Genomic DNA, 24,837 nt, shown 5'->3' on the forward strand with positions numbered 1-24,837 from the left:
CCGGCCGTGTACCAGACGGGGTCCCACAGTGGCACCCCGTCTGATCTGCGCTTTGACGGTTCGAGGTTGTATGGCACCCTAGCGCCGCCGGCCGGGGCGCGCGATGTGAACCGCGCGATCCCCCGGTTCGGGCGGCCAGGGGCGTGTCGGGTGGGACGCCGGTTCACGCGAGGGGAATCAGGCGACTGGGGAGTCGCCGGAGAACCTGTACTGCGAGGCCAGTTCGACCACGGTCGCACGCATCGCTCCGACGTCCGGACCCGCCCGGAGCACGTGCCGGGAGACGTTGACCAGGGTGTCGCCGAGCGCGGGGCCGGCGATCCTCCGGACGTCCGCGAGGGTGCCCCCCTGCTCCCCCACCCCGGGCATGAGGACCGGGCCGGAGAGCGCGTCCAGCCGCGGGGGGTCGGCGACCGTCGCACCGACGACCACTCCGAACGACCCCGGGGTGCCGTCCCCGTCACGGGTGTTCCTCAGGCCCACCTGGTCGACCACGGACTGGGCGACCGTGCCGGCGGGGCCGGTCGAACCCTGGAGCGCCCCGGCCTCCGGATTGGAGGTCCGGGCGAGGACGAAGAGACCGCGACCGGTCTCGCCGGCCATGTCGAAGGCGGGCTCGAGCGATCCCACCCCGAGGTAGGGCGACACCGTGAGCGCGTCACACGCCAGCGGTGAGCCGTCGCGGAGCCACGCCCTCGCGTACCCCGCCATCGTGGACCCGATGTCCCCCCGCTTGGCGTCGGCCACCGACAGTGCCCCGGCCTCACCGATACCGCCCAGGACCTCCTCGAGGACCGCGAGGCCCGCGGATCCGTACTCCTCGAAGAACGCGACCTGCGGTTTGACCGCGGGCACCAGGTCTGCGAAAGCCTCCAGCGACCGGCGGGAGAACTCGGCGAGCCCGGCCGGGTCCGTCCCGAGCCCCCAGGACCGGAGCAGCGCGGGGTGCGGATCGATCCCGACGCACAGATTGCCCCGGTCGTCGATGGCGGACCGCAGGCGCGTTCCGAAAGGGGCCCGGGAGGCGGTTCCGGTCATCGCGCGGCGAGCCCCGAGTGCAGCTGCTGCAGCGGGCTCACCCCGACGTCACCGCGGCGCATCGCCTCGATGCCGTGTACCGCCGCCGTGGCACCCTGCACAGTGGTGATGCACGGGACACGGCGCGAGATCGCGGAGGACCGGATCTCGTGCCCGTCGGCCCGGGTGCCGCCGGTGGACGAGGCGATGTTGAGGATGAGATCCACCTCGTCGGCGTTGATCCGGTCGACGATGGTCTGGACCGGGTTGCCGTCGGCGTCCACCGGGCGGGGGCCCGACTCGGAGAGCTTGGCGACCGTCTCGCAGGCGATCCCGTACCGGCGGAGCATCAGCGCTGTGCCCTCCGTGGCCAACACGGTGAAACCGAGCGCGGCCAGGCGCTGTGCGGGGAACACCATCGAGCGCTTGTCGCGGTTGGCGACCGACACGAACACCGTCCCGGACGTGGGCAGGACTCCCTCGGCCGCGAGCTGCGCCTTGGCGAAGGCGACGGCGAAGTCCGGGCCGATGCCCATGACCTCACCGGTGGACTTCATCTCGGGGCTGAGCAGCGAGTCGACGGTGTCGCCGGCCGGGGTGCGGAAGCGGTTGAACGGCAGCACGGCCTCCTTGACCGCGACCGGTGCGTCCGCCGGCAGGGAGCCGCCGTCGCGGTCGGACGGCAGCAGGCCGTCGGCCCGCAGGTCGGCGATCGACTCGCCCATCATGATCCGCGCGCAGGCCTTGGCCAGGTGGACGCCGGTGGCCTTCGAGACGAACGGCACGGTGCGGCTCGCACGCGGGTTCGCCTCGAGGACGTAGAGGATGTCGTCCTTGATGGCGTACTGCACGTTCATCAGGCCCTTGACGCCGATACCGAACGCGAGGGCCTCGCTCGAGCGGCGCACCCGGTCGATGTCGTCCTGGCCGAGGGTGATGGGCGGCAGCGCGCACGCCGAATCGCCCGAGTGGACGCCGGCCTCCTCGATGTGTTCCATGACGCCGCCCAGGTAGACCTCGGTGCCGTCGCACAGGACGTCGACGTCGATCTCCACGGCGTCATCGAGGAACCGGTCGACCAGCACGGGGCGGTCCGGGCTGATCTCGGTCGCGCGGCCGATGTACGAACGCAGGGAGGCCTCGTCGTAGACGATCTCCATACCCCGCCCGCCGAGAACGTAGGACGGGCGCACGAGGACCGGGTACCCGATGTCGGCTGCGATCGTCGTGGCCTCCTCGGCGTTGATGGCCGTGCCGAAGGCCGGAGCGGGCAGGCCGGCCCTGGCCAGCACCTCGCCGAACTCGCGACGGTTCTCGGCGAGGTCGATGGCGGACGGGCTCGTGCCCACGATCGGCACGCCGGCGTCCTCGAGCTGGGCGGCCAACCCGAGCGGCGTCTGTCCACCCAGCTGCACGAGGACACCCGCGACGGTGCCCGACTCGGACTCGGCGTGGTAGACCTCCATGACGTCCTCGAACGTCAGCGGTTCGAAGTACAGACGGTCCGCGGTGTCGTAGTCGGTGGACACGGTCTCCGGGTTGCAGTTGACCATGACGGTCTCGTACCCGGCCTCCGACAGGGTCAGCGCGGCGTGGACGCACGAGTAGTCGAACTCGATGCCCTGGCCGATCCGGTTGGGCCCGGAGCCCAGGATGATGACCTTCTCGCGCTCGGTCTGTGGGGTCACCTCGGACTCCGCGGACGGGTCGAGCTCGTAGGTCGAGTAGTGGTACGGCGTCTTGGCCTCGAACTCCGCGGCGCAGGTGTCGACGGTCTTGTACACGGGTCGCACACCGAGGCGGTGGCGGAGCCGCTGTACTCCCTCGGCTCCGGCGTACTCCGGGCGCAGGGCCGCGATCTGGGCGTCGGAGAGCCCGTTGTGCTTGGCGAGGCGTAACAGCGCCTCGTCGACCACGGGCGCGTCGATGATCTGCTGGCGCAACTCGACGAGCGCGGCGACCTCCTCGACGAACCACGGGTCGATCCCGGAGGCCTCGTGCACCTGCTCGACCGTCGCGCCCAGGCGCAGCGCGAGCTCGACGTCGTACATCCGTCCCTCGGTGGGGCGACGCAGGTCGTCCAGGACCGCGGACAGGTCGGTCGAGCGGCCCGGTGCGATCACCTCGTCGGACAGGGTCCAGAAACCGGCGGACTTGGTCTCCAGCGACCGCATGACCTTGCCCAGGGCCTCGCGGTAGTTGCGGCCCAGGCTCATCGCCTCGCCCACCGACTTCATCGTGGTGGTGAGGGTGTCGTCGGCCTCGGGGAACTTCTCGAACGCGAACCGGGGGGCCTTGACCACGACGTAGTCCAGCGTCGGCTCGAAACAGGCCGGGGTCTCGCCGGTGATGTCGTTGGTGATCTCGTCGAGCGAGTAACCGATGGCGAGGCGGGCGGCGATCTTGGCGATCGGGAACCCGGTCGCCTTGGAGGCCAGGGCCGAGGACCGGGACACGCGGGGGTTCATCTCGATCACCACGAGGCGCCCGTCGACGGGGTTGATGGCGAACTGGATGTTGCACCCGCCGGTGTCCACGCCGACCTCGCGGATGATCGCGATGCCGAGGTCGCGCATGTTCTGGAACTCGCGGTCGGTCAGGGTCATCGAGGGCGCGACGGTGACGGAGTCGCCGGTGTGCACGCCGAGCGCGTCGACGTTCTCGATCGAACACACGACGACGACGTTGTCCTTGTTGTCGCGCATGAGCTCGAGTTCGAACTCCTTCCACCCGAGGATGGACTCCTCGATGAGGACGTTCGCGGTGGGCGAGGCCGACAGCCCGCCGCCGGCGATCCGCTCGAGGTCCTCGGTGGTGTACGCCAGGCCGGAGCCGAGCCCGCCCATGGTGAACGAGGGCCGGACCACGACGGGCAGCCCGAGCTCGGCGACCGTCGCGTGGACCTCCTCCATCGTGTGGCACACGGCGCTGCGGGCCGAGTCGCCGCCCACGCTGGCGACGATGTCCTTGAAGGTCTGGCGGTCCTCACCACGGTTGATGGCGGGGATGTCGGCGCCGATGAGCTCGACGTCGTACTTGGTGAGGATGCCCTGGGCGTCCAGCTGCATCGCGGCGTTGAGGGCGGTCTGCCCACCGAGCGTCGCCAGGACCGCGTCGACGGGATGGCCCTCCGCGGCCTCCTTGGCGAAGATCTTGTCGATGTACTCCGGCGTGATCGGCTCGACATAGGTGGCGTCGGCGAACTCCGGGTCGGTCATGATCGTGGCCGGGTTGGAGTTGACCAGCGTCACGCGCAGACCCTCCGACCGCAGGACGCGGCACGCCTGGGTCCCCGAGTAGTCGAACTCGCAGGCCTGGCCGATGACGATCGGCCCGGAGCCGATGACGAGGACGTGGTTGATGTCAGTGCGCCGGGGCATCAGTTCGAGCCCTTTCTGGAGTCTGCGGAGCCGAGGTCGGAGGAGTCGAGGAGGCTGACGAAGCGGTCGAAGAGGTCGGCCGCGTCGCGGGGGCCGGCTGCGGCCTCGGGGTGGTACTGGACGGAGAACGCGCTCCCGTCGGTCAGGGCGACGCCCTCGACGGTGCCGTCGTTGGCGCAGGTGTGGGTGACCGTGGCGGTACCCCACGGGGTCTCCCAGGTCTCGGTCTCGGGAGCGCGGAGCGCGAACCCGTGGTTCTGTGAGGTGATGGCCACCGCGCCGGTGGCCTTCTCGATCACCGGGATGTTGGTGCCGCGGTGACCGAACTGCATCTTGTAGGTTTCCAGCCCCAGCGCACGGCCGAGGATCTGGTTGCCGAAGCAGATGCCGAAGAACGGGATGCCCTGACCGAGCACTTCCTTGGTGAGGTGGACCGCGGCGTCGGCGGTGGCGGGGTCACCCGGCCCGTTGGACAGGAACACCCCGTCGACGTCGAGGTCGAGGACGTCCTGGAGGGTCGACCCCGCCGGGATCACGTGGACCCGGACGCCGCGCGCGGCGAGCATGCGGGGCGTGTTGGACTTGATGCCCAGGTCCAGGGCGGCCACCGAGAAGCGGGTCTCACCCTCGGGCTCGACCACGTAGGGGGTCTCGGTGGTCACCTCCTCGGACAGGGAGGCACCGGCCATGGACTCCTGCGCCCGGACGGTGGCCAGCATCGACTCGTCGTCGGTGAGATCCGCGCCCGAGAAGATGCCGGCTTTCATCGCCCCGCGCTCGCGGATGTGGCGGACGACGGCACGGGTGTCGATCCCGGCGATCCCGACGATGCCCTGCGCGATCATCTCGTCGGAGAGGCTGCGCTGCGACCGGTAGTTGGACGCCCGCCGGGAGAGGTCGCGGATGACCAGTCCGGAGACCCAGATCCGGCCACCGCCGACCTGTCCGTCGAGGAGCGATTCCCCGTCCTCGTCGTTCCATCCGGTGTTGCCTATCTGGGGGGCGGTGGTGACGACGATCTGGCGGCAGTAGGAGGGATCGGTGAGCGTCTCCTGGTATCCCGACATGGCGGTGGTGAACACGGCTTCCCCGAGGGTGGTGCCGGTCGCGCCGAAGGAGGTACCGCGGTGGATGCGTCCGTCCTCGAGGACGAGCGCGGCGGGCTGCGGGGCCCCCTGCGGCGCGGGCGTGGTGCTGTGCGGTGTCACTGGTTCTCCTCGGTGGTGGCGCTGGGGCTGGGGGTCGTGTCGGAGGGGGCGGCGTCTCCGCGTAGGGCCTCCCAGCGGGGATAGGTGTCCTTGTCGTCGGCCCGGAAACCGGAGTCGATGAGTGTTCGGCCGTCGGTGCCCGTCACCTGCCAGCGTGCGACCAGGATGCCGCCGCCGGGCACGGTCTTGTTGGCCAGCGCCGAGGCGCGGCGCACGTCGACGAGGTCCGCGCGGGGGATCCACACGTCGGCGTCGGCGAGTTCGAGGTGCACGCCGCCGGTGTGGGCGGTCAGGGTGGCGGCCGAGCGGTGGCCGAGCGGCGGGCGGGCGATCCGGGCCTGCCAGTCCCCCGCGATGGTACTGCCGATGTAGACACCGGTCAGCGGCCCCAGGACGATGTCGCCCGGGTCCGAGGGCCGGGCCGGGAGATCATCGAAGAGACCGGCCTGGGAGCGGCTACGGTTCCGCCATCCCAGCGTCATCAGCCCGATCAGCGTCAGCAGGACGGCGACGACGATGATGACGGTCCAGTAGTCCTGGGTCATGCGAGTACCTCTCCGTCGCGGGTGGTCAGGCGGCCCCGGTACACGGTGCCGATGACCCTCGCCGCGAATGTCATTCCCTCGTAGGGGGTGTTGGCGGACAGACTTGCGAGCGCGTCGCCGACGACGGTCCACGGCGAGTCGGGGTCGACGACGGCGAGGTTCGCGGGCTCCCCCACGGCGATCGGTCGACCCTGGTCCGACAGGCCGGCGATCTCGGCGGGCCGGGTGCTCATGACGCGGGCGAGGTCCCGCCAGGTCATGTCCCCGGTCTCGACGAGCAGGGCGGCCACGATGGGCAGGGCGGTCTCGAGCCCGAGCATCCCCGGCCGGGCGGCGGCGAACTCGCAGCACTTCTCCTGTGCGGCGTGGGGGGCGTGGTCGGTGGCCACGCAGTCGATCACGCCGGACCTCAGCGCCTCCCGCAGGGCGAGGGTGTCGTGTGCCTCGCGGAGGGGCGGGTTGACGCGGTAGACGCCGTCGTAGGTCTCGAGACGGGAGTCGTCGAGCAGCAGGTGATGCGGGGTGACCTCCGCGGTGATCGAGATCCCCTGGGCCTTGGCCCACCGGAGCAGTTCGACGGTGCCGGTCGTGGACGCGTGGCAGATGTGCACGCGGGCACCGGCGTCACGGGCCAGGATCGCGTCGCGGGCCACGATCGACTCCTCCGCCGATCGCGGCCACCCGGTCAGGCCCAGGCGGGCGGCGTTGGGCCCTTCGTGGGCCACCGCGCCGCCGGTCAACCGGGGCTCCTCGGCGTGCTGGGCGATGAGCACGCCGAGCCCGGCCGAGTACTCCAGGGCGCGACGCATCACGAGGGGGTCGTGGACGCACATCCCGTCATCGGAGAAGACCCGGACGCGGGCCTCCCCCGTGGCCATCTGACCCATCTCGGTGAGCTGCTCGCCCTTGAGGCCCACGGTGACGGCGCCGACGGGGTGGACGTCGCACAGTCCGACCTCGCGCCCGATGCGCCAGACCGAGTCGGCGACCGTCTGGTTGTCCTGCGGCGGCTGGGTGTTGGCCATGGCGAACACGGCCGTGTACCCGCCGCGAGCCGCCGCGGCGGAACCCGAGTGGATGGTCTCGGTGTCCTCGCGCCCGGGCTCCCGCAGGTGGGTGTGCAGGTCGACGAATCCCGGCAGCAGGACGGCGCCGGCGGCGTCGAGGGTCTCGGTGTCCGTGGAGGACGGATCGACGGAGTCGGCGGCGTCCGGGCCGATCGCGGCGATGACGCCGTCGCGCACGACGACGTCGACCGGGTCGCCCTCTCCGTACGGGCGCGCCCGCCGGATCAACAGGGTGGGTGCGTGGGGGGCGCTCACTCGGGTGTTCCTTCCGTGCCGACGAGGGTGTGGAGTAGGACGGACATGCGGACGTGCACGCCGTTGGTGACCTGCTGGAGGATCGCCGAGGACGGCGCGTCGGCGGCGTCGAAGCCGATCTCCATCCCCCGCACCATCGGCCCCGGGTGGAGGACCACCATGTCCTCGCCGAGCCGCGCGGCGCGCGCCGGGCCGAGCCCGTAGCGCACCGCGTACTCACGGGCCGACGGGAAGAACCCGCCGTTCATCCGTTCGGCCTGGACACGCAGCATCATGACGGCGTCCGCGCCGTCGAGTTCGGCGTCGAGGTCGGTCGAGGCGCGGACCGGCCAGCTGTCCACGCCCACCGGGAGCAGCGTGGGCGGGGCGACGAGGACGACCTCGGCACCCAGCGTGGACAGCAGCAGGGCGTTGGACCGGGCGACGCGCGAGTGCAGGATGTCCCCGACGATCACCACCCGGCGTCCGTCGAACCCGCCCAGCCGCTCACGCAGGGTCATCGCGTCGAGCAGGGCCTGGGTGGGGTGCTCGTGCATCCCGTCACCGGCGTTGATGACCGACGGGCCCGCCCCGCCCGGCGCGACCCATCCGGCGATCTGTTGCGCCGATCCCGAGGCGGGGTGCCTCACGATGAGGGCGTCCGCGCCGATCGCGGTGAGCGTCAGCGCCGTGTCGCGCAACGACTCGCCCTTCTGGACCGAGGAGGCGCTGGCGGAGACGTTGATGACGTCCGCGCTCATCCACTTGCCGGCGGTCTCGAAGGACACACGCGTGCGGGTGGAGTTCTCGTAGAACACGGTCAGGACGGTCTTGCCCCGCAGCGTCGGGAGCTTGCGGACCTCACGCCCGAGGAGCATCTCCTTGAGTCGCTCCGCCTCGTCGAGGATCGACAGGGCCGCGTCGCGGTCGAGGTCGGCCGCGGAGAGCAGGTGCTTCATCGGGTCTCCTCCGAGTCCGGGCGCCGCAGTACCACCGCGTCGACACCGTCGATCTCGGTGAGCCGGACCGACACACCCTCGTCGCGGGAGGTGGGGACGTTCTTGCCCACGTAGTCGGCGCGGATCGGCAGTTCGCGATGGCCGCGGTCGACCAGCACGGCCAGCTGGACGCGGGCCGGTCTGCCCAGATCGCGCAGCGCGTCGAACGCCGCCCGGATGGTCCGGCCCGAGAACAGGACGTCGTCGACGAGGATCACCGTCGCGCCGTCGATCCCGGCGGTCGGGACCCGGGTGGGACCCATCGGCCGGTGGGGGCCACCGGCGAGATCGTCTCGGTAGAGCGTGACGTCGAGTGATCCCGCGTGGACGTCGGCCCCGCTGAACTCACGGATCCTCTCCGCGAGGCGGGCCGCGAGCGGTACACCCCGGGTGGGGATCCCCAGCAACACCACGGGGCCCGAGTCGGGTGCATCCGCTGCGGTGCGTTCGATGATCTGATGTGCCAGGCGGGACACCGTCCTGGCGACGTCGTCGGACGTGAAGAGTGACACCGAGTTCGTCTCCGAACCGTCAGCGCTCACCGATCACCACCTCCTTGTCCGCCTCGCTGGACGGCTCGTTAAAGGGATAGCTTTCGGTCCTGGACTCTATCAGTCCCCGGGGTGCGTTCCGGGATCGGCGGACGTGGTCTCGGACACGTCCCCGGCGACGTCGGGCGTGGACCCGGACTCGTCCGCGGCGGGCTCGGCACCCAGGCCCGACACGGCCCGCTCGGCGGCCCTGATGTGCTGGGCCAGTCCGGCCACCCGGTCGAGCACCGCGTTGACGTACGGGACCGACTTCTCCGCGGACAGGTCGGACACCAGCAGGACCGCCTGGTCGATCACGACCGCCGCATCCACCTCGTCCGTGCCGAAGAGCAGTTCCCAGGCCCCGGCGCGCAGGACCGCGCGGTCGACGGCGGGCAGGCGCTCCAGAGTCCACTCGCGGAGGTGCTCGGAGATGGTGGAGTCCAGCCGGTCGAGTCGCTCGGCGACGCCGGTGACGATCTCCATGGTGTACGGCGCGACGTCGTGGAACTCCTGGGAGTCCTCGCCCATCTGTCGGCGTTCCTCGGCGAGCGCCACCACGTCCGCATCGCGGAGCTCCGCCTCGAAGAGCAGGGAGACGGCACGTCTACGCGCCCGGTAGCGCGATCCGCGACTCCGGTGATCGGCCTCGTCCGCCATGATCAGTCGTTCACCCGGCTGAGGTAGTGACCGTCGCGGGTGTCGATACGCAGCTTGTCGCCGGTGCTGATGAACAGCGGCACCTGGACCTCGGCACCCGTCTCCAGGGTGGCCGGCTTCGTTCCACCGGTGGAGCGGTCGCCCTGCAGACCCGGGTCGGTGTGCTGCACCACCAAGTCGACGGCGACCGGCATCTCGGCGAACAGCGGCGCGCCCTCGTGCATGGAGACCTGGACCGAGGTGTTCTCGAGCAGGAACCGCGCGCCGTCGCCCATCACGGCGGGGCTGACGTTGATCTGCTCGTAGTCCTGCTCGTCCATGAGGACGTAGTCCTCGCCATCGCGGTACAGGAAGGTCATGTCGCGGCGGTCGACCGTCGCGATCTCGACCTTCACACCGGCGCTGAACGTCTTGTCGATGTTCTTCCCGGTGACGACGTTCTTCATCTTGGTCCGCACGAAGGCGGGACCCTTTCCGGGCTTGACGTGCTGGAACTCGACGATCTGCCAGAGCTGACCCTCCTCCTTGAGGACGAGGCCGTTCTTGAAGTCGGCGGTGGACGCCATGGTCGGTACTCCTTCGGGAAGTCGTCCGCGCCGACGCCGTGTGCCGGCGCCGCGCGAATGGTCGTGGGTCGGTCCCTCAGAGCACCCTGAGAGCCTTCGACGTGGTGGTCAGGGACCTTCCGCCTCCGCCGGTGACGGCTACGGTGTCCTCGATTCGGATCCCGCCGAGGCCCGGGAGGTAGATCCCCGGCTCGATGGTGATCACATCGCCGTCGGACAGTGTACTCGTGGACCGGGTGGACACCGCGGGCGCTTCGTGTACGTCCAACCCCACCCCGTGCCCGAGCGAATGTCCGAAGTGGTCGCCGAACCCGGCGTCGGCGATGAGGTCCCGACTCACGGCGTCGAGATCCGCGCACGGGACGCCCGGGCGGACGGCCTCGACGCCCGCCACCTGTGCACGGCGGACGATCTCATAGGCATCGAGCAGGCGGTCCGGGGCGGTTCCGAGAGCGACGGTGCGGGTGCAGTCGGAGGCGTATCCCGACACAGTGGCGCCGAAGTCCACCACCACGAGGTCGCCGTCGGCCAGGACCCGGTCGCCGGGAACGTGGTGCGGGTGCGCGCCGTTGGGGCCGGAGGCCACGATCGTCTCGAAGGCGACCCCGTCCGATCCGGCCCGCCGCATCGCGTGCTCGAGATCGGCCGCGATGTCCCGTTCGGTCCGGCCGGCGATCACCAGGTGCTGCTCCAGCACATGGGTCCACGCCTCGTCGACCACGGTGCACGCTCGTTCGATGAGCGCGAGTTCGTCAGGGTCCTTGGCGCGGCGCACCTGCTCGACCAGGCCGCTCGTCTCCACGATCCGCGCGCCCGCTCCCCCGGTTGCCGCGAGCACCCGGCGCAGCGCCGCCGCAGCGGAGAGGGTCAGCTGATCCGCCTCGACGGCGAGCGGGGCGTCGGCGGGTCCGCGGCGACGGCCGAGGACCCCGGCGACGTACTCGCGTGAGATCACGTGACCCACGTCCGGGGCCTGCTCGACGACCTGGAGTTCGTACCGGGAATCCGTGCAGAGGACCGCCTCGCCGTCGCCCTCGACGAGCACGGCCCCACCCGACCCCGAGAACCCCGTCAGATAGGCGATGTTGCGGGGATCGGTCACCAACAGTGCGTCGGCACCGACACCCGGGAGGGCGGAGGCGACGGCGCGACGCCGGGGGGCGAGACGCTCGATCACAGCAGGATCCCTCCCCCGCTGGGCTTGCGACCCTCCGAGATGGTCGCGTAGGCCGCGGTCATCAGCGACGGGTCCGGGGCCTCCATCCGCGAGGGGCGGGCCAGTCCGTCCAGGACCACCAGGCGCAGGAAACCCGAGTGGTTCTTCTTGTCGCCGGCCATCAGCTCGAGCAACCGCGGGAAGGCGTCCTCGTCGTACCCGGTGGGCAGACCCAGAGAGGCCAGGACGGCGGCGTGCCGGTCCGCCGTCACGTCATCGAGACGACCGGCCAGCCTGGCGAGCTCGGCGACGAAGCACATGCCCACGCTGATCGCCGCGCCGTGCCGCCAGCGGTACTGCTCCCGCCGCTCCACGGCGTGGCCGAGGGTGTGGCCGTAGTTGAGGATCTCCCGCAGGCCGGACTCCTTGAGGTCCTGGCCGACCACGTCGGCCTTGACCTGCACGCTGCGGCGGATGAGTTCGACGATCGTGTCGCCGCCCGGGTCGAGGGCGGCCTCCGGATCCGCCTCGATGAGGTCGAGGATCCGTGGATCGGCGATGAAGCCGCACTTGACCACCTCGGCCATCCCGGAGACCAGTTCGTTGCGCGGGACGGTCTCGAGGGTCGCGGTGTCGATGAACACGGCGGCCGGCTCGTGGAAGCTGCCGACGAGGTTCTTCCCGGCGTCGGTGTTGATCCCGGTCTTGCCCCCCACCGCGGCGTCGACCATCGCGAGCAACGTGGTGGGGATGTGCACCACCCGCACTCCCCGCATCCAGGTGGCGGCGACGAAGCCCGCGAGGTCGGTGGCCGCACCGCCGCCGAGGCTCACGATGGTGTCCTTGCGGTTCAGTCCGATCTGGCCCAGGACGTCCCAGCAGTAGCCGGCCACGGCGAGGTCCTTGCCGGCCTCCGCGTCCGGGATCTCGATCCTGTGGGCGTCGATGCCGGCGTCGGCGAGTTTCTCACGCAGCGCCTCGGCGGTCTGGGCCAGCGGGGGCTGGTAGAAGATCGCCACGGTTCGCGAGGACGAGCACGCCTCGAGGATCTCCGGGAGCAGGCCCCGGCCGATGACCACTTGGTACGGGTCCGCGGCGCGCACCTCCACGATGACGGGCTCGGTGGTGTTCTCGTCCTGGTTCATCTGCTGCTCCCGCTCATCGCTGGTGTTCCTACGCGTCTGGTCATCGGTCACGTCCGGCCGGCGCTCCGCAGGTGCGGGTCGCCGGATTCGAGCCTGTCGACGATGTCCGTCACCACCTTGCCCGAACTGCGTCGCTCGGTGCTCACCGTGGTCCAGGCGACCTCCCGGTACAGCGGGGACCGTTCGGTCAACAGTGCCTGGTACCGGGCCGTGGCGTCGCCTCCGGCGAGCAGGGGACGACCGGGCCCCCGCGACCGGCGCACCCCCTCAGCCACCCCGATCGTCAGGTGGACGACGCGGTGGCCCCGTAGGCGTTCCCGGGTCGCCGCCGACAGGACCGCCCCGCCCCCGAGGGACAGGACGCCGTCGAACGAGGCGAGGGCGTCACCGATGATCCGCTCCTCGATCCCACGGAAGTACGGCTCGCCGTCGGAGGCGAAGATCTCGGGGATCGACCGGCCCTCGGCCTCCTCGATCAGGAGGTCGGCGTCCCGGAACGGTACGTCCAGTCGCCGGGCGAGCTTGCGGCCGATGGTCGTCTTGCCGGCACCGGGCGGCCCCACGAGGACGGCGACCGGTCGTGCCGGATCGCTCATGCCTCGTCCGTCGCCCAGTCCAGCCGCTCGGCGACCGCGTCGAGGTAGCCCCCGACGTTGCGACGGGTCTCCGCAAGCGAGTCACCACCGAACTTCTGCAGGACGGCGCGGGCCAGCACGAGGGCGACCATCGACTCCGCGACGACGCCGGCCGCCGGCACCGCACACACGTCCGAGCGCTGGTGGATGGCCGTGGCGGCGGAACCGTCCTCCATGTCCACCGTGCTCAGCGCGCGGGGGACGGTGGAGATCGGCTTCATCGCCGCCCGGATACGCAGGGGCTGACCGTTGGTCATGCCGCCCTCGAGGCCCCCGGCACGGTTGCTGCGGCGCTCGACTCCGTCGTCCCCGCGGACCATCTCGTCATGGGCCACGCTGCCACGGCGGCGCGCGGTCTCGAACCCGTCTCCGACCTCGACACCCTTGATCGCCTGGATCCCCATGAGGGCGCCGGCCAGCTGGGCGTCCAGCCGATCGTCGCCGGAGACGTGGGAGCCGAGGCCGATCGGGAGTCCGTGGACGACCACCTCGACGACGCCGCCGAGGGTGTCGCCGGCCTTCTTCGCGGCCTCGATCTCCGAGATCATCGACTCGGCGGCCGCGGTGTCGAAGGCCCGGACCGGGCTGGCGTCGATCGCCTCGAGGTCGGCGTAGGTCGGTTCGGGACCGACGTAGGGCTCGGAGGCGCCGATGGAGATGACGTGGGAGAGCACCTCGACCCCGAGGACGTCCCGCAGGACCGCGCGGGCCACCGTTCCGGCCGCCACCCGGGCGGCTGTCTCCCGGGCGCTGGCGCGCTCGAGCACCATACGGGCGTCGTCGAAGTCGTACTTGAGCATCCCGGAGAAGTCGGCGTGACCGGGCCGCGGGCGGGTCAGACGGGCCGCGCGGGCCTTGTCGTCGATCGCCTCGGGGTCGACGGGGTCCGCCGACATGATCTGTTCCCACTTGGGCCACTCGGAGTTGCCGACCTCGATCGCCACGGGCGATCCCATGGTCCGGCCGTGGCGGACCCCGCCCAGGACCCGGACGGCGTCGGCCTCGAACTTCATCCGCGCCCCGCGGCCGTAGCCCAGGCGGCGGCGGGCGAGCTGCGAGGCGATCTCGTCGCTCGTCACCTCGACGCCCGCGATGACGCCCTCGACGATCGTCACGAGGGCCTGGCCATGCGATTCTCCGGCAGTGGTCCACTTCAGCACGTCGCTGATCATCCCACGCCCCCGCGGGTGCGGGAACATCAGGCCCGCCGCGGGCCCGTCACCGGCCGAGGACTCCCGACAGGGCCGCCGCCATGGCCTCGCGCGGCGCCGGCATCCCGGTGAACAGTTCGACCTGGCCGAAAGCCTGGTTGAGCAGCATGACGTCCCCGCCCACGACCGGCACCCCGGCCCGCGAGGCGACCGCGCCGGCAACGGTGGGCCAGGGGTCGTAGAGCACGTCGAACAGTCGCCGGGCGTGTGCCACCAGATCGGTGAGGTCGCGGACCCCCGGCTCGGGCACGGTGTTGACCAGCACGTCGGCGCGGGAGATCTCCCCGGGCAGCGAGGGGTCGGTCAGCAGGACGGTGTGGACGTCCAACCCAAGGGCCCGGCCACACTCGGCCGCGGGACCGGCGTTGTCGCGCCGGGACGCCAGGACCACGCGTGTGGCGCCGGCCTCGGCGAGGCCCGCCAGGACGGGGCGTGCGGTCCCGCCCACGCCGAGGACGACCGCGGTGGGCGCCGGGGGCAGATCCCCGAACGCGGCGAGAGCCCCGGTCACCCCGTCGACGTCGGTGCAGTCGGCGAACCAACCGCCGGCCCGCCGGACGAGGGTGTTGGCGCTCCCGACGATCCGGGCGCGCTCACTCACATCGTCGGCCGAGGCGAGGGCGGCGAACTTGCCGGGCATCGTGACCGAGTACCCGATGCGGTCCGCGGGCGACGAGGCGACCACCGACGACAGACGCTCGGCGTCACAGTCGATGCGCTCGTAGGTCCATCCGTCGAGCCCGAGGGCCCGGTACGCGGCGCCGTGCAGGACCGGGGACAGCGAGTGGTCCACCGGGTGGCCCAGGACGGCGGCCGACCGTGGCGGACCCCCGGGGTCAGCGCCCACTGGCCAGGACCCCGTTGGCGATGGCCTCGCTCTGGTACCGCTCGTGCTCAGGGTAGTCGTCGGCGAAGCGGGTGGTGCCCTGCATGTCGACGGTCACGAAGTACTTCCACCGGCCCTCGGCCGGGTTCTCCATCGCGCGCAGTGCGTCGAGGCCGGGCGAACCGATGGGCCCGTAGGGCAGGCCGTCCATCGCGTAGGTGTTCCAGGGGGTGACCGCGGCCCGGTCGGCGTCGGTGGTGGCGATCTCCTGGTCGGCGAGGGCGTAGTTCACCGTGGAGTCGAACTGCAGTTGCATGGGCTCGGCGAGGCGGTTGAGGATGACCCTGGCGACCTTGTCGAAGTCCTGCAGCATGCCCTCCTTCTCCACCAGGGACGCCGCCGTGACCACCTCGTAGGGGGTGAGGCCGATCCGACCCGCGGCCGGGACGAGCCCCGTCTCGTCGTAGGCGGCGGTCGAGGCGTCGATGAGCTGGCGCAGGATCTCGACGGGCTCGGACTGCGGGTTGATGTTGTGGACGCCCGGGGCGATCAGGCCCTCGAGCCGACGGACCGGGTCCGGGGCGCCCCGGACCTCGTTGATGGCCCAGTCGGGGACGCCGAGCTCCACCGGATCGGCCTGTACGGCCGCGTCCACGATCTCCTGGGGCTGCCGACACGACGTCGGGGCCCCGGGATCGTCCAGGTCACGCAGGCATGTGGCGTCGGCGATCAGGGTGAAGATGCCCTTCTCCCTGCCGCCGCCCACCACGACGGTGTCGAGCAGCCTGCCGCCCGGCTTGACCTCGATGAAGCCGACGCGGTTCTGCGGGTCCGAGAGCGCCTCCACGGCCGCGTCGGCGCTCATCTCCTGCCGGACCTGGTAGTAGCCGGGCTGGATGCCCTCGACGGGTGTGCCCGCCGCGGCGCCGGTGAAGGCTCGCGTGCTGGCGACGGTGCCGATCTCGTACAGGCGGTCCCCGACGACACCCAGGGTGTCCCCCGGTTCGACGTGCAGGAGCGCGTTCCCGCTGCCCTGCCCCTCGAAGTCCGGCGCCGCCGCGACCTCGGTGTTCAGATTGCGGTAGACCATCACGCCAAAGGCGAGGACCACCCCGATCACGGCCGCCAGGAGGATGAACCTCGTGGTGGCTCCGGTTCGTGAGCGTCCTCGTGCCGCAGACATCGTGCTCCTCGGTGATGGTGTCAGGGGAGCTGTCCTGCGGACAGCATCGTGCTCGTCGGCGAGTTTATCCAGGTTGGCCGCCCAGGGGGTCGTTCATCGCCGGGCGTGCCGCGAGTCGATCCAGGCCTGGAGCAGGACCACCGCGGCCGCCTGGTCGATCACGTCGCGTTGTCTGCGGGTGTTGCGGCCGGCGCCGTGGAGCGCGTTGCTCGCGGTCACGGTGGTGAGGCGCTCGTCGACGAGATCCACGGTCAGGTCCGGCGCCCCGGCCGTCAACGCGGCGGCGAACGAGCGGGCCATCGCGGTGGACGCGGTCTCCCGGCCCTTGAGCGAGGTGGGCAGCCCGACCACCACGCCCACGGCGTCGTACTCCTCGACGAGTGTGGTGAGCCGTCGGAGTTCGGCGGCCCAGCCGGGGTCGCCGTCGGTGACCCGGATGGTCTCGACGGGCGTGGCGAGGATCCCGTCGGGGTCGCAGGATGCCACGCCGATGCGGGCCGTGCCCACGTCCAGGCCGAGCCGCCGACCGCGGGTCCATCCGCCGCCGGGCGTGGCGGGCCCGGCCGGATCGGCCGGTGCGCCCGGGGCGTCGGTCATCCGGCGTCCCGCACGGCGTCGCGCAGTGCCGTCACGGCCGCGTCGATGCCGGCCGGGTCGGATCCCGCGCCCTGCGCCATGTCCGGCTTGCCGCCGCCGCGGGCACCCAGTGCCGGCGCGATGGCCTTCACGAGATCGCCGGCCTTGAGCCCACGGTCCTGTGCGGCGGAGCTGACGGCGATGACGAACGGCACCTTGTCCTGGCCGGGGGCGGTGAGGAACACGACCCCGGCGTCCGAGCCGAGCCGTCCCTTGAGATCGGAGGCGAGGGTGCGCAGGTCACCCGCGGCGCCGCCGGGCGTGCTGTGCGCCAGGAACCGGATGCCACCGAGGTCCTCCGCCGAGTTCAGCAGGTCGCCGGCCTGGGCCGCGAGCTGGGAGGTCCGCAGGGACTCGAGTGCCTTCTCGGCTTCGCGCAGCTTGGCGGTGAGGGCGGCGACGCGGTCGGGCAGCTCGTCGGTGGGCGCCTTGAGCGAGGCCGCCAGGCCGGACACGAGCGCGCGCTCGCGGGCCTGGTGGCGGTAGGCGTCCATGCCGACGTAGGCCTCGACGCGCCGGATGCCGGAGCCGACGGAGGCCTCCCCCAGCAGGCTGACGGGTCCGATCTGCGCGGAGCTGGCGACGTGGGTACCGCCGCACAGCTCCATCGAGAAGGGTCCGCCGATCTCCACCACGCGGACCCGCGAGCCGTAGTTCTCGCCGAACAGGGCCATGGCGCCCATGCGCTTGGCCTCCTCGAGGGTGGTCTCGACGGTGTTGACCCCGTAGTCGGCGTCGACCGCCGCGTTGGTGATCTCCTCGACCTGGGCGAGGACGTCGGAGGGGATCGAGCCCGACCAGTTGAAGTCGAACCGCATGTATCCGGGCTTGTTGAGCGACCCTGCCTGGACGGCCTCCGGGCCGAGGATCTGCCGCAGTGCGGCGTGGACGAGGTGGGTGGCGGAGTGGCCCTGGGTGGCGCCCTTGCGCCACTCGGGGTCGACGGCGGAGGTGACGAGCTGACCCGCCTCGGCCTCGCCGCCGGTGAGGACGCCCTTGTGCACCCAGAGCTTCTTGCCGATCTTCTGGACGTCGTCGACCCGCATCTGGAACCCGGCGGTGGAGATCATGCCCCGGTCGCCCAGCTGGCCACCGGACTCGGCGTAGAACGGGGTGCGGTCGAGCACGAACTCCACCGCGTCTCCCTCGCGGGCGACGTGGACGGCCGCTCCGCCGGAGACGATGCCCAGCAGCCGCGACTCGTCGGTGAGGTCGGTGAAGCCGGTGAAGACGGTCTCCCCGGCGTCGAGGAAGTCACGGTAGACGGACAGGTCGGCATGGGCGTGCTTCTTGGCCCGGGAATCGGCCTTGGCGCGGGCCCGCTGCTCCGACATCAGGGAGCGGAAGCCCTCCTCGTCGACCTGCAGTCCGGCCTCGGACGCCATCTCGAGGGTGAGGTCGATCGGGAAGCCGTGGGTGTCGTGCAGGGCGAACGCCTGGCGGCCGGTGAGCACCGCCGCGCCGGAGGCCCGGGCGTCGGAGGCGGCGCGCTCGAACAGCTGCGTCCCGGACTCGAGGGTCTTGAGGAACGCCACCTCCTCGGCCACCGCGATCCGCTCGATCCGGTCGTACCCTGCGACCGTCTCGGGGAAGGACGGGCCGATCGCCTCGCGGACGGTGGCCATGAACTCGGCCATCGTCTCGCCGGTCGCGCCGAGGAGTCTCACGGACCGGACGATGCGACGCAGCAGGCGTCGCAGGATGTAGCCGCGGCCCTCGTTGCCGGGTGTCACGCCGTCGGAGATGAGAATGTAGGCGGTGCGAGCGTGGTCGGCGATGACCCGGAAGCGCACGTCGGCGGCGCTGTCCGCCCCGTACCTCGCGCCGGACAGCCGCTCGGCGGTGTCGATGACCGGACGCAGCAGGTCGGTCTCGTAGACGTTCTCCACGCCCTGGAGCAGGAACGCGACACGCTCGACGCCCATGCCGGTGTCGATGTTCTGCTTGGGCAGTGGGCCGAGGATCTCGAAGGCGTCCTTGCCGCTGCCCTCGCCCCGCTCGTTCTGCATGAACACGAGGTTCCAGATCTCGATGTACCGGTCCTCGTCCGCCTCGGGCCCGCCCTCGACCCCGTAGGCGGGGCCCCGGTCGTAGAAGATCTCCGAGCACGGTCCGCACGGTCCGGGCACGCCCATGGACCAGTAGTTGTCCGCCATGCCGCGCCGCTGGATCCGCTCCTCGGGCACCCCGATCACGTCCCGCCAGATGCCGTGGGCCTCGTCGTCGTCGAGATAGACGGTGACCCACAGCAGCGCCGGGTCGATCCCGAACCCGCCGTCGTCGACCGACGAGGTCAGCAGCGACCACGCGTGCCGGATGGCGCCTTCCTTGAAGTAGTCGCCGAAGGAGAAGTTCCCGGCCATCTGGAAGAAGGTGTTGTGGCGGGTGGTGATGCCCACCTCCTCGATGTCGAGGGTGCGCACGCACTTCTGGATGGAGGTCGCCGTGGCGTACGGCGGGGTCTCCTGGCCGAGGAAGTAGGGCTTGAACGGCACCATCCCGGCGTTGACGAACAGCAGGTTGGGATCGTCCAACACCAGCGACGCACTGGGGACCTCGGTGTGACCGGCCCTGACGAAGTGGTCGAGGAAGCGGCGCCGGATCTCATGGGTCTGCACTGGGGGCCTCACTGGTCGTCTACTGGTGGTCTCGGGCGAGGTCCCAGCCTACCGCCGCGTCCGGACGGGACCGGGAACGAGGTGGGTGGGGCACGCGGGTACGACGACGACGGGGTCGGCGGCCCGGACACGACCGCGGGCGCCCATCCGGCCGAACCGGTGGATGGGCGCCCGGTGCCGGACGTGCCGTGCGTGACGTGGGATCAGCGCGGCATCGGGGGCAGGATGATGCCGAAGTTCGCGGCGGTGATGAACGCCTCCTGGGGCAGGAGCCCCATGCTGTGCGCCCCCGTGCCCCAGACCCCGATCGAGGTCGCGACGCTGACGAGTGTGGACAAGAGATAGGCCATGTTTCCTCCAGAGTGAGCGGCGTTGTAAAAGTGCCTGGTCGAGCACTTATTAACGATACTCACATATTTCTCAAGGACTGGCTACGTCTTCGTTCGGATGATCTTGCGTAGCTTGTCCACCCGCGACGCGAGCTCCCTCTCGTGTCCGTGGGAGCTCGGTTCGTAGTAGTCGCGGCCCACCAGCTCGTCGGGCGGGTACTGCTGTGCCACGACACCGGCGGGCGCGTTGTGGGCGTACCGGTAGCCCACTCCGTTGCCCAGGCCCTTCGCCCCGGCGTAGTGCCCGTCCCGGAGGTGCTTGGGCACCTCGCCCACCCCGCCGGCGCGTACGTCGGACATGGCGGCGTCGACGGCCGCGATGACAGCCTTGGACTTGGGGGCGGTCGCGAGGTGGATGGTGGCCTGGGCGAGCGCGAGCCGACACTCCGGCATTCCGACCTTTTGCACGATCTCTGCGGCCGCACTCGCCGCCAGCAACGCCGTGGGATCGGCCATCCCGATGTCCTCGCTGGCGTGGACCATGAGGCGGCGCGCGATGAACCGCGGGTCCTCCCCCGCCACCAGCATCCGCGCCAGGTAGTGCAACGCCGCGTCCACGTCGGAACCGCGGATGGATTTGATGAACGCACTGGTGACGTCGTAGTGCTGGTCACCGTCGCGGTCGTAGCGCACCGGGGCCGCGTCCAGGCTGAGCTCGACGACCTCCGGCGTCACCACACCGTCCTCGGCCGCCCCCGCCGCCGCCTCGAGGATGGTGAGACTCCGCCTGGCGTCGCCTCCCGAGAGCCTGACGATGTCCTCCAGCGCCGCGTCGGTCAGCTCGACCCCGCCGGCCAGACCCCGTTCATCGTCCACCGCGCGGTTCAGGACGGCCGCGACCCCCCGGTCGTCCAGGCCCTGGAGCTCGGCGATGAGAGATCGACTCAGCAACGGGGCGATCACGGAGAAGTGGGGGTTCTCGGTGGTCGCGGCGACCAGCAGGACGATCCCGTTCTCCACCGCGGCGAGCAGCGCGTCCTGCTGACTCTTGGAGAACCGGTGCACCTCATCGATGAACAGGACCGTGCGCTGGCCGTGGACCTGGCGGGTGCGGGCGTCGTCGATCACCGCCCGGACGTCCTTGACCCCGGCGCTCAGGGCCGACAAGGCCACGAAGTGTCGTCCCGAGGTGCTCGCGACCAGGTTCGCGAGCGTGGTCTTCCCGGTTCCCGGCGGACCGTAGAGGATCACCGAGGAGCCACCCCGCCCCTCCACCAACCGCCGGAGCGGGGAGTTGGGCCGGAGCAGGTGCTCCTGGCCTATCACCTCGTCGAGCGTGCGTGGCCGCATCCGCACGGCCAGCGGAGCCGAGGGGTCCACGGTGCCCGACGCGGGCGGGACGGGCCCGTCGCCGCTCGCGTCCCCCGCGGCGAACAACCCAGCATCATCTGTCACGCCGACCAGGCTACCGGCGCGCCATGACTGGACCCCGGGTGAACATTCGGGGACCAATCACCCCAAGTCCCGGCAGGCCTCGTCGTCGTCGGGTTCTCTTGTCACCAGGTGTGTCACGGTCCCCGCCGGGAACACCACCCCCGCCGACCACGATCCCCGGAGGACCCCCACCCCATGTGCCGCGACGACCACCCCATCCACGGCTCCACGTTCACGCGGCGCGAGGCGCTCGCCGGCGCCGGCATGGTCGCCGCCGCCGGCGCGATCGGGGTGACCCTGCTCGCCGACCCGGCTCCCGTGTGGGCCACCCCGGCCCGCCCGGTCGCCGACGACCTCGACGTCTACGTGATCGTCACCGACGGGATGCGGCCCGACGAACTCAACCCCGCCCAGTCCCCCACCCTGCACCGGTGGGCCACCGAGGGGACACGGTTCACCGCCGCCTCCTCGGTGATGATCGCCGAGACCCTGCCCAACCACGCCGCCATGGTCACAGGGGTCCTGCCCGCGCGCAACGGGGTGCCCGCCAACACCGTCTGGGACCACGCACTCGGCGACGAACGGACCCTCGACCGCCCCGACGACCTGCGGGCGCCCACCGTGCTGGACCGCATCCGTACCGAGGCGGGCCTGACCACCGCGAGCGTGCTCAGCAAGGACTACCTCCACGGTCTGTTCGGTGGCCGCGCGAGCGTGCAGTGGGCGCCCTTCCCGCTGGTCCCGATCACGGACCATTCGCTCGACTGGTTCACCGTCGAGGCGCTCAAGCAGACCATCACCGATCACGCTCCGCGGATGACCTTCGTCAATCTCGGGGACATGGACCGCTTCGGGCACATGGACCTGTCGGGGACCTCACTGCGCCTGGCCCGCAACCAGGCGGTGTACAACTCCGACCACAAACTGTGGGACCTCGAGCAGTTCCTCCGGGCCACCGGCCGCTGGGAACGGTCGGTGCTCATCGTGCTCGCCGACCACGGTATGGACTGGTCCGAGCCACTGCGCCTCATCAGCGCCGCCGGCGCGATCGACGCCGACCCGGCGCTGCGCGGCCGCGTCGGGATCGCCCAGAACGGGGGTGCGGACACGTTCGCCCACCTCGGGCCCGCCGGGGACCGGGACGCGACGCTGGCACGGCTGCGGGAGGTGGTCGGAGCACTCCCGGGGGTCAACCGCCTCTACGACCCGGCCGAGCTCGACCTGGGCGACCGGGGCGGCGACCTCGTGGCCACCTGTCACCCGGGTTGGCGGTTCTCCGACCCCACCCCGTTCTCCAACCCGATCCCCGGTAACCACGGCCACGAGGTGACCCTTCCGATCCCATTCTTCATCGGCGGCGGGCACCGGATCGTCCGACGCGGTGGCGTCGTCGACCGGCCGGTGCGCACCCTCGACGTGGCGCCGACCGTCGCGCGCCTGTTCGGCCTCGAGCACTCCGGTATGGACGGGCGCCCGGCGCTCGAGGCGTTCCACCTCTGACCAGACCGCCCCGGTCCGGGCCCGGTCCGGGCCCGGTGCGGGCCCCGCCCTGCGCCGGGACCTACTCGGCCGCGGCCGGCTGGGCCTGGGTGGCCTGTCCGCGCTGGATCGGCTTGGCGTCGATGCCGGACTCCTTGCGCTGCTGGGGGGTGATGGCCGCGGGGGCGTCGGTGAGCGGGTCGACCCCGCCGCCGGACTTCGGGAACGCGATGACGTCCCGGATCGAGTCGGTGCCGGCGAGCAACGCGCAGATCCGGTCCCAGCCGAAGGCGATCCCACCGTGCGGCGGGGCGCCGTAGGAGAAGGCGTCGAGGAGGAACCCGAACTTCTCCTGCGCCTCGTCCTGCGAGATCCCCATCACGCCGAACACGCGCTCCTGGACGTCCTTGCGGTGGATACGGATGGACCCGCCACCGATCTCGTTGCCGTTGCACACGATGTCGTACGCGTAGGCCAGGGCCGAGCCCGGATCGGTGTCGAAGGTGTCGAGGTGCTCGGGCTTTGGCGAGGTGAACGCGTGGTGCACGGCGGTCCACGCACCCGAGCCCACCGCGACGTCACCGGCGGCGGTGGCGTCGTCGGCCGGCTCGAACATCGGGGCGTCGACGACCCAGGTGAACGCCCACTTCTCGGGGTCGATCAGGCCGAGCTTGGACGCGATCTCACCGCGGGCCGCGCCGAGGAGTGCGCGGGTGGACTTGACGGCCCCGGCGCCGAAGAAGATGCAGTCCCCCGGCTCGGCACCGACGTGCGCGGCGATGCCGGCACGCTCGGTGTCCGAGAGGTTCTTGGCGACGGGACCGCCGAGCTCGCCGCCCTCACCGACGAGGATGTACGCCAGGCCCTTGGCGCCGCGCTGCTTGGCCCACTCCTGCCAGGCGTCGAGCTGGCGACGCGGCTGAGACGCCCCGCCCTTCATGACGACCGCCCCGACGTAGGGCGCCTTGAACACGCGGAACGGGGTGTCGGCGAAGAACTCGGTGCACTCGACCAGTTCGATGTCGAAGCGGAGATCCGGCTTGTCCGAGCCGTAGCGCCGCATCGCCTCGTCGTAGGTCATCCGCGGGATCGGCGTGGTGATCCGGTAGCCGGCGGTGGCCCACACGTCGGTGAGGATCTCCTCGGCGAGTGAGATGACATCGTCCTGGTCGACGAAGCTCATCTCCACGTCGAGCTGGGTGAACTCGGGCTGGCGGTCGGCCCGGAAGTCCTCGTCGCGGTAGCAGCGTGCGAGCTGGTAGTACTTCTCCATCCCGGCCACCATGAGCAACTGCTTGAACAGCTGCGGTGACTGCGGGAGGGCGTAGAACGTGCCCGGCTGCAGGCGCGCGGGCACGAGGAAGTCACGCGCCCCCTCGGGGGTCGAGCGGGTCAGCGTGGGCGTCTCGATCTCCACGAAGTCGTGGCGCGCCATGACGTTGCGGGCGGCGGCGTTGACCTTCGACCGCAGGCGCAGTGCGGCGCCCGGGCCCTCGCGCCGCAGGTCGAGGTAGCGATGGCGCAGACGCGCCTCCTCACCGACCTCGTCGTCCAACTGGAACGGCAGGGCCGCGGCCTCGCCGAGGACCTCGAACGAGGTCACGTCGATCTCGACCTCACCCGAGGCGAGGTTGGGGTTCTCCGACCCCTCCGGGCGGCGGTCCACCACGCCGGTGACGGCGACGCAGTACTCGTTGCGGAGGCGGTGTGCGCGCTCGGCGACCTCCTCGGAACGGAACACCACCTGGCATACGCCGGTCGCGTCGCGGAGGTCGACGAAGATGACCCCGCCGTGATCCCGGCGGCGCGCGACCCAGCCGGCCAGGGTGATGGTCTCCCCTGCATCGGCGGCTCGGAGCTGGCCGGCGGAATGGGTGCGCAGCACTGCGGTTGTCCTCTCGTCGGGAAAAGGTGTGCGGTCGGCGAACGCCAGAGCGGACCCACCGCGTCGTGAGCGGTCGGCCCCGGGTTCGGACGAGG

General features: G+C 71.2%; 21 protein-coding genes. 1 reads left to right on the forward strand and 20 read right to left on the reverse strand.

Features of this window, described 5'->3' with window-relative positions; all coding sequences use genetic code 11:
• Nucleotides 1-177: 177 nt before the first annotated feature.
• From pyrF to L8M95_RS01600, 19 genes are all read right to left on the reverse strand, one after another.
• Nucleotides 178-1,038 (reverse strand): orotidine-5'-phosphate decarboxylase, encoded by an 861-nt coding sequence (gene pyrF / locus L8M95_RS01510; RefSeq protein ID WP_260487589.1) that lies wholly within the window; start codon nt 1,036-1,038, stop codon nt 178-180.
• Nucleotides 1,035-4,397, reverse strand: a complete 3,363-nt coding sequence (carB, locus tag L8M95_RS01515) for a carbamoyl-phosphate synthase large subunit (RefSeq protein WP_260487590.1) — start codon at nt 4,395-4,397, stop codon at nt 1,035-1,037. The genes pyrF and carB overlap by 4 nt, the downstream gene beginning before the upstream one ends.
• Nucleotides 4,397-5,605, reverse strand: coding sequence for a glutamine-hydrolyzing carbamoyl-phosphate synthase small subunit (carA, locus tag L8M95_RS01520; RefSeq protein WP_260487591.1), 1,209 nt, complete (start codon nt 5,603-5,605; stop codon nt 4,397-4,399). The genes carB and carA overlap by 1 nt, the downstream gene beginning before the upstream one ends.
• A complete protein-coding gene (locus L8M95_RS01525) occupies nt 5,602-6,150 on the reverse strand; it encodes a hypothetical protein (RefSeq protein WP_260487592.1) in 549 nt (182 codons plus the stop codon). The genes carA and L8M95_RS01525 overlap by 4 nt, the downstream gene beginning before the upstream one ends.
• Nucleotides 6,147-7,472: a dihydroorotase gene (locus L8M95_RS01530; protein WP_260487593.1), complete on the reverse strand. Its 1,326-nt coding sequence runs from the start codon at nt 7,470-7,472 to the stop codon at nt 6,147-6,149. The genes L8M95_RS01525 and L8M95_RS01530 overlap by 4 nt, the downstream gene beginning before the upstream one ends.
• Complete coding sequence (locus L8M95_RS01535; RefSeq protein WP_260487594.1) at nt 7,469-8,410, reverse strand: aspartate carbamoyltransferase catalytic subunit; 942 nt, start codon at nt 8,408-8,410, stop codon at nt 7,469-7,471. The genes L8M95_RS01530 and L8M95_RS01535 overlap by 4 nt, the downstream gene beginning before the upstream one ends.
• The gene (gene pyrR / locus L8M95_RS01540; RefSeq protein WP_260487595.1) at nt 8,407-8,991 is read right to left on the reverse strand and encodes a bifunctional pyr operon transcriptional regulator/uracil phosphoribosyltransferase PyrR; all 585 of its coding nucleotides are present in this window, start codon (nt 8,989-8,991) and stop codon (nt 8,407-8,409) included. The genes L8M95_RS01535 and pyrR overlap by 4 nt, the downstream gene beginning before the upstream one ends.
• Before the next feature lie 69 nt (nt 8,992-9,060).
• Entirely contained in the window at nt 9,061-9,639 is a 579-nt protein-coding gene (nusB, locus tag L8M95_RS01545; protein ID WP_260487596.1) for a transcription antitermination factor NusB, read from the reverse strand.
• A 2-nt stretch (nt 9,640-9,641) separates the two neighbouring features.
• A complete protein-coding gene (efp, locus tag L8M95_RS01550; protein ID WP_260487597.1) occupies nt 9,642-10,205 on the reverse strand; it encodes an elongation factor P in 564 nt (187 codons plus the stop codon).
• Nucleotides 10,206-10,281: 76 nt separating this feature from the next.
• Nucleotides 10,282-11,382, reverse strand: a complete 1,101-nt coding sequence (locus L8M95_RS01555) for a Xaa-Pro peptidase family protein (protein WP_260487598.1) — start codon at nt 11,380-11,382, stop codon at nt 10,282-10,284.
• Complete coding sequence (gene aroB / locus L8M95_RS01560) at nt 11,379-12,506, reverse strand: 3-dehydroquinate synthase (protein ID WP_260489120.1); 1,128 nt, start codon at nt 12,504-12,506, stop codon at nt 11,379-11,381. Before aroB ends, L8M95_RS01555 begins: the two co-directional genes overlap by 4 nt.
• Before the next feature lie 47 nt (nt 12,507-12,553).
• Complete coding sequence (locus L8M95_RS01565) at nt 12,554-13,102, reverse strand: shikimate kinase (protein WP_260487599.1); 549 nt, start codon at nt 13,100-13,102, stop codon at nt 12,554-12,556.
• Complete coding sequence (gene aroC, locus L8M95_RS01570) at nt 13,099-14,313, reverse strand: chorismate synthase (RefSeq protein WP_260487600.1); 1,215 nt, start codon at nt 14,311-14,313, stop codon at nt 13,099-13,101. The genes L8M95_RS01565 and aroC overlap by 4 nt, the downstream gene beginning before the upstream one ends.
• A 46-nt stretch (nt 14,314-14,359) precedes the next feature.
• Nucleotides 14,360-15,199 carry a shikimate dehydrogenase gene (locus L8M95_RS01575; protein ID WP_260487601.1) on the reverse strand — a complete coding sequence of 280 codons (840 nt, stop codon included), beginning with the start codon at nt 15,197-15,199 and terminating at the stop codon, nt 14,360-14,362.
• On the reverse strand, nt 15,189-16,361 hold the full coding sequence (gene mltG / locus L8M95_RS01580; protein WP_260487603.1) for an endolytic transglycosylase MltG: 1,173 nt from the start codon (nt 16,359-16,361) through the stop codon (nt 15,189-15,191). Before mltG ends, L8M95_RS01575 begins: the two co-directional genes overlap by 11 nt.
• A 93-nt stretch (nt 16,362-16,454) precedes the next feature.
• Nucleotides 16,455-16,958 (reverse strand): Holliday junction resolvase RuvX, encoded by a 504-nt coding sequence (gene ruvX, locus L8M95_RS01585; RefSeq protein WP_260487604.1) that lies wholly within the window; start codon nt 16,956-16,958, stop codon nt 16,455-16,457.
• Nucleotides 16,955-19,615 (reverse strand): alanine--tRNA ligase, encoded by a 2,661-nt coding sequence (gene alaS / locus L8M95_RS01590; protein ID WP_260487605.1) that lies wholly within the window; start codon nt 19,613-19,615, stop codon nt 16,955-16,957. Before alaS ends, ruvX begins: the two co-directional genes overlap by 4 nt.
• Before the next feature lie 203 nt (nt 19,616-19,818).
• Nucleotides 19,819-19,965, reverse strand: coding sequence for a hypothetical protein (locus L8M95_RS01595; protein ID WP_162845690.1), 147 nt, complete (start codon nt 19,963-19,965; stop codon nt 19,819-19,821).
• An 81-nt stretch (nt 19,966-20,046) separates the two neighbouring features.
• Nucleotides 20,047-21,399 (reverse strand): replication-associated recombination protein A, encoded by a 1,353-nt coding sequence (locus tag L8M95_RS01600; RefSeq protein ID WP_396119243.1) that lies wholly within the window; start codon nt 21,397-21,399, stop codon nt 20,047-20,049.
• Between the two features lie 174 nt (nt 21,400-21,573).
• Here L8M95_RS01600 and L8M95_RS01605 point away from each other — a divergent pair, with 174 nt between their 5' ends.
• Entirely contained in the window at nt 21,574-22,878 is a 1,305-nt protein-coding gene (locus L8M95_RS01605) for an alkaline phosphatase family protein (protein WP_260487607.1), read from the forward strand.
• 61 nt (nt 22,879-22,939) lie between these two features.
• Here L8M95_RS01605 and aspS read toward each other — a convergent pair whose 3' ends face one another.
• Nucleotides 22,940-24,742, reverse strand: coding sequence for an aspartate--tRNA ligase (gene aspS / locus L8M95_RS01610; protein WP_260487608.1), 1,803 nt, complete (start codon nt 24,740-24,742; stop codon nt 22,940-22,942).
• Between the last annotated feature and the right edge of the window lie 95 nt (nt 24,743-24,837).

Origin of the sequence: Dietzia sp. B32, from assembly GCF_024732245.1 — a bacterium.
Lineage (GTDB): Bacteria > Actinomycetota > Actinomycetes > Mycobacteriales > Mycobacteriaceae > Dietzia.

Bases quoted from the DNA above. Each gene is read 5' to 3' on its own strand.
- pyrF (WP_260487589.1), bottom strand. From the start codon at position 1,038: ATGACCGGAACCGCCTCCCGGGCCCCTTTCGGAACGCGCCTGCGGTCC.
- ruvX (WP_260487604.1), bottom strand. From the start codon at position 16,958: ATGACCGACGCCCCGGGCGCACCGGCCGATCCGGCCGGGCCCGCCACG.
- L8M95_RS01565 (WP_260487599.1), bottom strand. From the start codon at position 13,102: ATGAGCGATCCGGCACGACCGGTCGCCGTCCTCGTGGGGCCGCCCGGT.
- efp (WP_260487597.1), bottom strand. From the start codon at position 10,205: ATGGCGTCCACCGCCGACTTCAAGAACGGCCTCGTCCTCAAGGAGGAG.
- aroB (WP_260489120.1), bottom strand. From the start codon at position 12,506: ATGAACCAGGACGAGAACACCACCGAGCCCGTCATCGTGGAGGTGCGC.
- carB (WP_260487590.1), bottom strand. From the start codon at position 4,397: ATGCCCCGGCGCACTGACATCAACCACGTCCTCGTCATCGGCTCCGGG.
- nusB (WP_260487596.1), bottom strand. From the start codon at position 9,639: ATGGCGGACGAGGCCGATCACCGGAGTCGCGGATCGCGCTACCGGGCG.
- aroC (WP_260487600.1), bottom strand. From the start codon at position 14,313: ATGATCAGCGACGTGCTGAAGTGGACCACTGCCGGAGAATCGCATGGC.
- L8M95_RS01595 (WP_162845690.1), bottom strand. From the start codon at position 19,965: ATGGCCTATCTCTTGTCCACACTCGTCAGCGTCGCGACCTCGATCGGG.
- L8M95_RS01525 (WP_260487592.1), bottom strand. From the start codon at position 6,150: ATGACCCAGGACTACTGGACCGTCATCATCGTCGTCGCCGTCCTGCTG.
- mltG (WP_260487603.1), bottom strand. From the start codon at position 16,361: ATGTCTGCGGCACGAGGACGCTCACGAACCGGAGCCACCACGAGGTTC.
- L8M95_RS01535 (WP_260487594.1), bottom strand. From the start codon at position 8,410: ATGAAGCACCTGCTCTCCGCGGCCGACCTCGACCGCGACGCGGCCCTG.
- L8M95_RS01605 (WP_260487607.1), top strand. From the start codon at position 21,574: ATGTGCCGCGACGACCACCCCATCCACGGCTCCACGTTCACGCGGCGC.